Annotated in this window: 7 protein-coding genes; 3 read left to right on the top strand and 4 right to left on the bottom strand. The window is 67.2% G+C overall.

Annotated features, from left to right (window positions below; all coding sequences use genetic code 11):
* Positions 1–296: 296 nt before the first annotated feature.
* Together smrA and KVS69_RS15085 are read right to left on the bottom strand one after the other, a co-directional pair.
* Positions 297–2,132 carry a multidrug efflux ABC transporter SmrA gene (smrA, locus tag KVS69_RS15090; protein ID WP_217538755.1) on the bottom strand — a complete coding sequence of 612 codons (1,836 nt, stop codon included), beginning with the start codon at positions 2,130–2,132 and terminating at the stop codon, positions 297–299.
* 58 nt (positions 2,133–2,190) lie between these two features.
* On the bottom strand, positions 2,191–3,747 hold the full coding sequence (locus KVS69_RS15085; RefSeq protein ID WP_217538753.1) for a serine hydrolase: 1,557 nt from the start codon (positions 3,745–3,747) through the stop codon (positions 2,191–2,193).
* A 132-nt stretch (positions 3,748–3,879) separates the two neighbouring features.
* Here KVS69_RS15085 and KVS69_RS15080 point away from each other — a divergent pair, with 132 nt between their 5' ends.
* From KVS69_RS15080 to KVS69_RS15070, 3 genes are read left to right on the top strand one after another with little or no spacing between them, the layout of a single operon-like run.
* Positions 3,880–4,314 (top strand): VOC family protein, encoded by a 435-nt coding sequence (locus tag KVS69_RS15080; protein ID WP_217538752.1) that lies wholly within the window; start codon positions 3,880–3,882, stop codon positions 4,312–4,314.
* Positions 4,311–5,129, top strand: coding sequence for a DUF72 domain-containing protein (locus KVS69_RS15075; protein WP_254622210.1), 819 nt, complete (start codon positions 4,311–4,313; stop codon positions 5,127–5,129). Before KVS69_RS15080 ends, KVS69_RS15075 begins: the two co-directional genes overlap by 4 nt.
* Positions 5,130–5,184: 55 nt before the next feature.
* Positions 5,185–6,132 carry a DMT family transporter gene (locus KVS69_RS15070; RefSeq protein WP_068850402.1) on the top strand — a complete coding sequence of 316 codons (948 nt, stop codon included), beginning with the start codon at positions 5,185–5,187 and terminating at the stop codon, positions 6,130–6,132.
* A gap of 137 nt (positions 6,133–6,269) precedes the next feature.
* Here KVS69_RS15070 and KVS69_RS15065 read toward each other — a convergent pair whose 3' ends face one another.
* Positions 6,270–7,433, bottom strand: a complete 1,164-nt coding sequence (locus KVS69_RS15065; protein ID WP_217538750.1) for an AAA family ATPase — start codon at positions 7,431–7,433, stop codon at positions 6,270–6,272.
* Between the two features lie 377 nt (positions 7,434–7,810).
* A complete protein-coding gene (locus KVS69_RS15060; RefSeq protein WP_217538749.1) occupies positions 7,811–8,881 on the bottom strand; it encodes a sensor domain-containing diguanylate cyclase in 1,071 nt (356 codons plus the stop codon).
* Between the last annotated feature and the right edge of the window lie 30 nt (positions 8,882–8,911).

Raw genomic sequence — 8,911 nt, 5'->3', positions numbered from 1 at the left:
CCCTCGCTGTTGGTGGCTATAGGTTGCCACCATGGCGCCCAGACGCCTCGGCGAGGGGCGAGTCCATCCAATTACCGCGTAGAGCGACACCATGCGTCGCTGCTCTTCTCTCCGCCGATCACGATGCCCGAGGGGCAGGCCGGCGGGCAGCCCCTGTAGGGACTGTCAAAAACATGGATGTTTTTGCCAAGCCCCCATGGATGGGTTTACGGCGTGTCCCGTAAGGGGCTGCCCGTCGGCCTGCCCAGCATGGAACAACTGAAACGCTGATGTTGACGTTGGACGTTGACGTTGCCTTACCCAGCGTCCGCCGCGACGAACCCACCGGTCTGCCGCGCCCACAGGCGGGCGTACAGGCCACCCGCGGCGACCAGCTCGGCGTGCGTGCCGGTTTCCACGATACGGCCCTGGTCCATCACCACCAGCCGGTCCATGCGCGCGATGGTGGACAGGCGGTGTGCGATGGCGATCACCGTCTTACCCGCCATCAGCTCGTCCAGGTTGTCCTGGATTGCCGCTTCCACTTCCGAATCGAGCGCCGAGGTCGCCTCGTCAAGCACCAGGATCGGCGCATCCTTGAGCAGCACCCGCGCGATCGCGATGCGCTGCCGCTGGCCGCCGGACAGCTTCACCCCGCGCTCGCCCACGTGCGCGTCATGACCCTGCCGCCCTTCGGCGTCACGCAACGTGTCGATGAAGGCCGCAGCGCGCGCCTTGCCCACCGCCGCACGCAGCTGTTCCTCGGTGGCGTCAGGCCGCCCGTACAACAGGTTGTCGCGGATCGAACGGTGCAGCAGCGACGTGTCCTGGGTGACCACGCCGATCTGTCGGCGCAGGCTTTCCTGGGTGACCGCCGCGATGTCCTGGCCATCGATGCGGATGTGCCCGCTTTCCAGGTCGTACAGGCGCAGCAGCACGTTCACCAGCGTCGACTTGCCCGCGCCCGACGGGCCGACCAAGCCGATCTTCTCGCCCGGCTTCACGCTCAGGTCCAGCCCGGCGATCACCCCGCCCTGCTTGCCGTAGTGGAAATGGATGTCATCGAACTGTACCCCGCCTTCGTGCACCACCAGCGGCACCGCATCGGCGCGGTCCTGCACGCTCAGTGGCTGCGAAATGGTGGTGATGCCGTCCTGCACCGTGCCGATGTCCTCGAAGATGCCGTTGATGGTCCACATGATCCAACCGGACATGTTGTGGATGCGGATCACCAGGCCCGTGGCCAGCGTGATCGCGCCCACCGTGATGTTGCCGTGGCTCCACAGCCACAGCGCCAGCCCGCAGGTACCGGCGATCAGGAAGCCGTTGACGATCGCGATGGTCAGGTCCATGCCGGTGGTGATCCGGGTCTGGCGGCGGTGCTTGACCGCCAGTTCCTCGATCGCCTCGGCCACATAGGCCTGCTCGCGCCCGCCGTGGGCGAACAGCTTCAGCGTGGGAATGTTGGTGTAGCCATCGACGATCCGGCCCATCGCCTTGGAGCGCGCCTCCGACGCGATCCAGGCACGCTCCTTCGCACGCGGCACGAAGTACACCATGATCACCACGTAGGCCGCCAACCACAGCACCAGCGGGATCATCAGCCGCCAGTCCGCCTGCGCGAACAGGTACAGCGCCGTGCCGGTGTACACCACGATGTACCACAGCGAATCCACCATCTGCACCGCCGACTCGCGCAGCGACGTACCGGTCTGCATGACCCGGTTGGCCATGCTGCCGGCAAAATCATTCTGGAAGAACGACAGGCTCTGGCGCACCACGTAGTTGTGCATCAGCCAGCGCGACCGGTTGCTCAACCCCGGCACGATGGCCTGGTTGACCAGCAGGTTGTGCAGGCCCACCAGCACCGGCCGCGCCACCAGCGTGATCGCCGCCATCCACAGCAGCGTGTCGGCGTGCCGGGCGAAGAAGCCCGCATCCGGCTGCTCGCTGACCATGTCGACGATGCGGCCGAGGAAATCGAACATGGCCACTTCTACCAGCGCCAGCAGCAGCCCGGCGATCAGCGTGGCCAGCAGCACCGGCCAGACCGGGCGCAGGTAGTGGAGGTAGAACGGCAGCACGCGGCGCGGCGGCATGCGCGCGTCGATCGGCGGAAATACGGGAATCAGCGACTCGAACCAGCGGAACATTCCATTTCCTGGAAAACAGGCAGGCCGCGATTATCCCACCGCAGCCTGCCGTTTGTTTTCACGGGGTCAACACCAGGTCCTGGAAATCGAAACTGAAGTCGGTCAGCGACGAAACCGCCTGCATGCGCACCTCGCGCACCTTGCCGTCCGGATCCAGGCTGAAGTTCACGAACGCATCGGCGTTGAGCGAGCGGTCGTCCCAGCGCACGATGAACGTATCGTGCTGCCAGTGCTCCATCGTGCCTACCAGTTGCGCCGTCCTGCCGAAACGCAGGCGCAGCTTGCCGGCGCGCTGCTCGACGAACACCTCGCCATACCACGGGTCACGGTAGGTGCCGGCGTAGCGGGACAGCGGCAGCGACGGCGTGGATTTCGGATCGCGCGCCGCCTGGTGCGCCGCCCAGCCCTCATCGGCCTTGTCCTGCGCCTTGGCCACCGCCGCGGCGTACGCCGCCACCCAGTCGGTGGCCGGCGCCTTGAGATAGGCGTCCAGCACGTCCATGGTGATCGCGTTGAAGGCCGCGCCCACTTCCTGGTTGGTCAGTACCACGATGCCCAGCTTCTGCTCCGGCACCAACGTCACCCGCGACACCATGCCCGGCCAACCGCCGGTGTGCCACACCAGCTTCTGGCCCCGGTAGTCGCTCAGGCTCCAGCCCTCGCCGTAGCCGGCGAAGTTCGGGCGCGCGGCAGCCAGGGCAGGCACGCTCGGTTCGGGCACCACCTGCGGGGTGATCATCTGCCACATCGCCTGCTGGCTCTTCGGGCTGAACAGCGCGGTGCCGTTTTCCAGCTTGCCCTGCGCCAGCTGCACGTTCATCCAGCGCGCCATGTCGTGCACGCTGGAATACACCCCGCCGGCACCGGCGTTGTTGGACCAGGTCAGCGGCGCCACCGTGCGCAGGTCGGTGAAGTCGAACTTGGCATGCCCGGTGGCGGCCTTGTCGCCTGGCTTCAGGTGGTCGGCATTGAAGCGGGTGCCGGCCATGCCCACCGGGGTGAAGATGTGCTGCTGCAGGAAGTCCGCGTACGACTGCCCGGAAACCTGTTCGATCACCTGCTGCGCCACCGCATACAGAATGTTGTCGTAGGCGTAGCGGTCGCGGAAGCCGGCTTTCAGCGGCACCTTGCCCAGCCGCTGCACCACCTCGGCGTTGCTGTAGGTGGTGGTCGGCCAGAACAGCAGGTCGCCCGCGCCCAGGCTCAGCCCGCTGCGGTGCGAAAGCAGGTCGCGGATGCGCATTTCGCCGGTCACGTAGGGATCGGACATGCGGAACGACGGCAGGTGGTCGATCACCCGGTCGTCCATCTTCAGCTTGCCCTGCTCGGCCAGCAGGTTCAGCGAGGTGGCCGTGAACGCCTTGGTGTTGGAGGCGATGGCGAACAGGGTGTCGGCCTCGACCGGTGCCGGCTTGCCCAGCTCGCGCACGCCATAGCCGCGCTCGAAGACGATCTGGCCGTCCTTGACCACCGCCACCGCGATGCCGGGAATGTCGAACTGGCTGCGCACGCGTTCCACCGTGGCATCCAGTCGCTGCAGTTCGGCCGGCACGGTTGCCGACGCCAGGGGTGCGCACGCCAGCAGCACAAGGCCTCCGATCCAGGATCTGTTCAATCAGTGTCTCCGGTTGCATGTTGCAGGGGCGTCGAGGCCACCGACGGGCCGGTTACGCCAGGTTTCGCGCGATGGTAACGCGGCCGGCCGCAGGCTCGCCTGTGCCAGAAGCCGCCCACCCCGGAGCACCCCATGACCATCCCCACCGACCGCGGTTCGACCATCATTCCCTGCCTGCGCTACCGCGACGCGCGCGCGGCCATCGCCTGGCTGGAGCGTGCGTTCGGGTTCACCGCGCAGGCCGTGTACGCCGAAGGCGACATCGTGTACCACGCCCAACTGGTCTACGGCCGCGGCATGATCATGCTCGGCTCGGTCGACAACGGCGGCGACTGGGGCAAGCTCATCGTGCAACCCGATGAAGTCGAGGGCCGCGAAACCCAGAGTGCCTGCGTCATCGTGACCGACCCCGATGCCCACTACGAGCGTGCGGTCGCCGCCGGGGCCGAGCTGGCGATCGATATCGCCGACCAGGACTACGGCGGCCGCGGCTATGCCTGCCGCGACCTCGAGGGCCACCTGTGGTGGTTCGGCAGCTACGACCCCTGGAAGGAGAGCGACGCTTGAAGCACGCTGTTCCCGGACCGATTCATACCGGCATCGGCGGTTGGGTGTTCCCGGCCTGGCGCGGTGGCACGTTCTACCCCGCCGGCCTGCCGCAGCGCGAGGAGCTGGCGCATGCCAGCCGCCAGCTCGGCTGCATCGAAATCAACAGCACCTTCTACCGCGCGCAGAAGCCGGCGGTGTACGCGCAGTGGCGCGAGCAGACCCCGCCCGGCTTCAAATTCTCCGCCAAGGCGCCACGCACGATCACCCAGACCCACGACCTGGCGGCGGCCGGCGCACGCGCCGACAACTTCATCAACGGCATCACCGCGCTGGAGGATCGCCTCGGCCCGCTGGTGTGGCAGTTTGGCGATACCCATCCGGCGGGTGCACAGGAGTTCGATCGGTTCCTCGATGCCCTGCCCGGCAAGGCCAATGGACAAGTGCTCCGGCACGCACTGGAAGTGCGCAATCCCGCGGCGTGGACGCCGGAGCTGGTGGCCGTGGCGCGCGCGCACGGCGCGGCCCTGGTGTTCAGCGGCTCGGCCGATTATCCCAGCTTTGCCGACCCCACCGCGGATTTCATCTACGCCAGGCTGATGCAGTCGCGCGCCAACCTGCGTGCCGGCTACCCCGAGCGCACGCTGGAACAGTGGTGCCTGCGCGCGATGCGCTGGGCGCGTGGCGACGACAACCCGGACCTGCCGCACATTACGGCCGACGCCCCCGCCAGTGGGCCGCGCGAGGTGTACATGCTGTTCATCGGCGCCGCCAAGCACCGCAACCCGGGTGCTGCGGTGGCGCTGCGGAAACAACTGCAGCAGGTCGGCGCGTAGGGCCGGGCAAGGCCCCGCGCTATCGGGGCCTTGCCGATTGACGCACAATACGCGGATGCCGATGACCGACACCCGCAAAGCGCTGCTGCAAATCCACTTCTGCGTGCTGCTGTGGGGCATCACCGCCATCCTCGGCAAGCTCATCAGTCTGCCCGCGTTGCCGCTGGTGTGGTGGCGCATGCTGCTGGTGGTGGCCATGCTGGCCCTGCTGCCGCGCGTCTGGCGCGGGTTGCGCCAGCTCTCCCCCGCCCTGTTCGCCGGGTACTGCGGCGTGGGCGCGCTGGTCGCCCTGCACTGGCTCACCTTCTATGGCGCGGTGAAGCTGGCCAATGCCTCGGTGGCGGCCACCTGCATCGCGCTGGCCCCGGTGTTCACCGCCGTCATTGAACCGTGGGTGGCCAAGCGCCCCTTCCAGCTGCGCGAACTGGCCTTCGGTATCGCCGTGCTGCCGGGCGTGGGCATGGTGGTTGGCGGCGTGCCTGACGGCATGCGCGTGGGTGTCCTGGTTGGTGCGATGTCGGCATTGCTGGTCGCCATCTTCGGCTCGCTCAACAAGCGGCTGGTCAGCCACGCCGACCCACTCACCGTCACTGCGGTGGAACTGGGCGCCGGCACCGTCACCCTGACCCTGCTCGCCCCGCTGCTGCCGTTCCTGCTGCCCGCACTGGCCAGCCCGCTGTGGGTGATACCCGACCTGCGCGACGGGATGCTGCTGCTGGCCCTGGCCGGCGTATGCACCCTGCTGCCGTTCGCCCTGGCGCTGGTCGCGCTGCGCCACCTCAGCGCCTACACCGTGCAGCTGGTCACCAACCTCGAACCGGTCTACGCGATCCTGCTGGCAATGGTCCTGCTGAGCGAACAGCGTGAACTGACCCCGCTGTTCTACGCCGGCGTGGCGATCATCGTCGGCGCGGTCTTCCTGCACCCGCTGTTGAACCGGCGCAAGAAAGTGCAGCATCCCGAGATCCTGGGCACCGCCGAAGCGCGCAACATCGCAGAGTGAAGAACCGGAACCCGCGCGGCGGGTGGAGCCGACGGGTACCGATCCATTTTCCCGATCCGTTTTCCCGATCCATTTCACCGATCCATTTCACCGATCCGTCAACCGATCCGTTTTTTTACGGGCCAACGCTTCCGGCGTCAGCGTTCGGGCCAGTACCATGCCGGCGCGTCCAGCACGCCCTGGCCCACCAGCGTCGTACGGCTCATCTGCTTTTCCAGCGCGATCGACGTGCACGACTCTGCCTCACGCAGCGCCGCGATCAACCGGCTGGCATGCGACACCACCCACACCTGGCTGCGCGCCGCCGCCCCGATGATCAACCGCCCCAGTGCCGGCAGCAGGTCCGGATGCAGGCTGGTTTCCGGCTCGTTGAGCACCATCAACGGCGGCGGGCGCGGCGTATGCAGCGCCGCGATCAGCAACAGATAGCGCAACGTCCCGTCGGACAGCTCCGCCGCGCCCAGCGGCCGCAGCAGACCGGGCTGGTGGAACTTCAGGCTCAGGTGATCCTCACTCGGCTCGATGTAGACCCGCGCGCCCGGGAACGCATCGTCCAGCGCTGCCGCCAGCGCATCCGCATCGCCGATTTCCACGATCGTCCGCCACGCCGCCGCCAGGTCATGCCCATCGTGGCTCAGCACCGGCGTACGCGTGGCCAGGCTCGCCTGCCGCGCCGGCGCATCCCGGTCACTGCGGAAATGATCATAGAAGCGCCAGCTGCGCAGCGTCTCGCGCAGCCGCAGTACCTCCGGCATCCGCTGCGGATCGGCCACCTGCGTAACCAGGCTTTCGTGCACCGACAGGTTCGATTCCAGCACCTCCCAGCTGCGCCCACTGCGCCGCCGCACCATCGCCCCGCGCCGCTCCACCAGCACGTTGCTGCTGCGCAGGAACGGCCCGGCCCAGATGCTCTCGCACTTGATCTGCGGGTCCAGGTTGAACATCGAATGCGAATCGGCCACCGGGTAGCCCAGATCGATCGCATACCCGAAATCATCCGCCGCAAAACCCAGCCGCAGCGCCACCGACGACTGCCGCGGTCCGCCCTGCACCGGCACCTCGCCCGCCAGCATCCGCCGGTCCAACCGCTCCGGACCGGCCCACAGCGCCGACTGGAACCCGCCCTCCCGCGCCAGCGACGGCGTCAATCCCCCCCGCGCCGTATCGGCCAGCAGCCGCAGCGCGCGGTACAGGCTGGACTTGCCACTGCCGTTATCACCGGTGACCAGGTTCAATGCCCCCATCGGCACGACAAGATCGTGCAGGGAACGGTAGTTGGAAATGGCGAGGGTCTGCAGCACGGAAGGACTCCGCAGGGAAACAGGCGTGCAGGATGACAGCGACAGGTCGCAGGTATTGCGATTGATGGCGCAATTGACCCCGTTAATCGTCACGCCAAAGCCGCCGGGCACGGCCCGGCTCTACGGCTTTTCAGCGAATCACCGGCACACTGTCAAAGGCTGGCGGGGGTGGGTTTGCGGGACCGTAGAGCGCCATGGATGGCGCGAACGAGCTTACATGGGTGAAGGCGCACTGCTTGCGAGGCACTGCCTCGCGTGCGACTGAACGCACAGCCGCTGGCGGCTGGGCCGGGCCGCGGAGCGGGACTTGCAGCGTGTCCCGCAAACCCACACCCGCCAGCCAAACCAGGGAGTCCAGCAGCCCAAGGCTTTGGATCTCAGGGAGCAAGCTCAACCCGATTCCGCCCATTACCCTTCGCCCGGTACAAGGCGGCATCGGCGCGCTCCAATGTCTGCTCCACGGTGTCACCTGAACGATGCGCCGCGACCCCGATACTAACCGTCACCGGAAACCCCAGCGGCAGGTCGGAAACGGCCATCCGCAGGAAATCGCACTGCAGCTCCGCCGTACGCAGGTCCGTATCGGGCATCAGCACCACGAACTCCTCCCCGCCATAGCGCGCCGCCAGCCCACGGCCCGAGAACTGCGCCCGCAGCAGCACCCCCAACTCCGCCAGCACCCGGTCGCCGGTCGCGTGCCCGTTGAAATCGTTGATCTGCTTGAAATGATCGATATCCACCAGGGCCACCGCCGTCTGCCGTGGCTGCCCGTCCGCATCCAACACCGACGCATCCAGTGCCACCGCCATCGCGCGCCGGTTCGGCAACCCCGTCAGCACATCCGTCCGGCTCTGCTCGGCCAGGTCCGCGTTCTGCGCCAGCAGCACATCGTGGTACTCGCCCAGCAACCGCTCGTAATCGTCGCGCTCCACCATGTGCGTCTGGATGTCCAGCGCAAACCGGCGCAGCTCCATCACCAGCATCACCTGCCGCGACAACGCCGCCAGCGCCTCGGTCTGCTGCGCATCCAACCGCTGCGGTTGCGGATCGAACACGCACAGCGTGCCCAGCGGCAAGCCCTCCGTACTGACCAGCGGCGCCCCCGCGTAGAAGCGCACCTTCGGGTCACCGGTCACGATGGGATTGTCATGGAAGCGCACATCGCGTTGCGCGTCCTCGACCACCATCACCTGTTCCGGCTGCAGGATCGCATGGCCACACATCGACTCCGAGCGTGGCAGCTCCTGCGCCTCCGTTCCCTGGATGGATTTGAACCATTGGCGTTCCGCGTCGATCAGCGTGACCGCCGCCATGGAGGCGCCACACACCGCCTTGGCAATGGTCACCAGATCCTCGAAGGACTTTTCCTTCTCCGAATCCAGGATGCGATAGCGATACAGTGCCGCCAGGCGAACCGCCTCGTTGACGGGCTTCTCGGGCTTGATCATGCAGCGGGTCGAATCCGGGAGCTGGCCACA

The sequence above is a fragment of the Stenotrophomonas sp. GbtcB23 genome, from assembly GCF_019091045.1.
Lineage (GTDB): Bacteria > Pseudomonadota > Gammaproteobacteria > Xanthomonadales > Xanthomonadaceae > Stenotrophomonas > Stenotrophomonas rhizophila_A.
Note: the sequence above shows the minus strand (reverse complement) of the source record. Positions and strands in the feature narration are given on the sequence as shown.

Excerpts from the sequence above, each read along its gene's own strand:
- smrA (WP_217538755.1), bottom strand. The coding sequence starts at position 2,132 with ATGTTCCGCTGGTTCGAGTCGCTGATTCCCGTATTTCCGCCGATCGAC.
- KVS69_RS15080 (WP_217538752.1), top strand. The coding sequence starts at position 3,880 with ATGACCATCCCCACCGACCGCGGTTCGACCATCATTCCCTGCCTGCGC.
- KVS69_RS15070 (WP_068850402.1), top strand. The coding sequence starts at position 5,185 with ATGCCGATGACCGACACCCGCAAAGCGCTGCTGCAAATCCACTTCTGC.
- KVS69_RS15060 (WP_217538749.1), bottom strand. The coding sequence starts at position 8,881 with ATGATCAAGCCCGAGAAGCCCGTCAACGAGGCGGTTCGCCTGGCGGCA.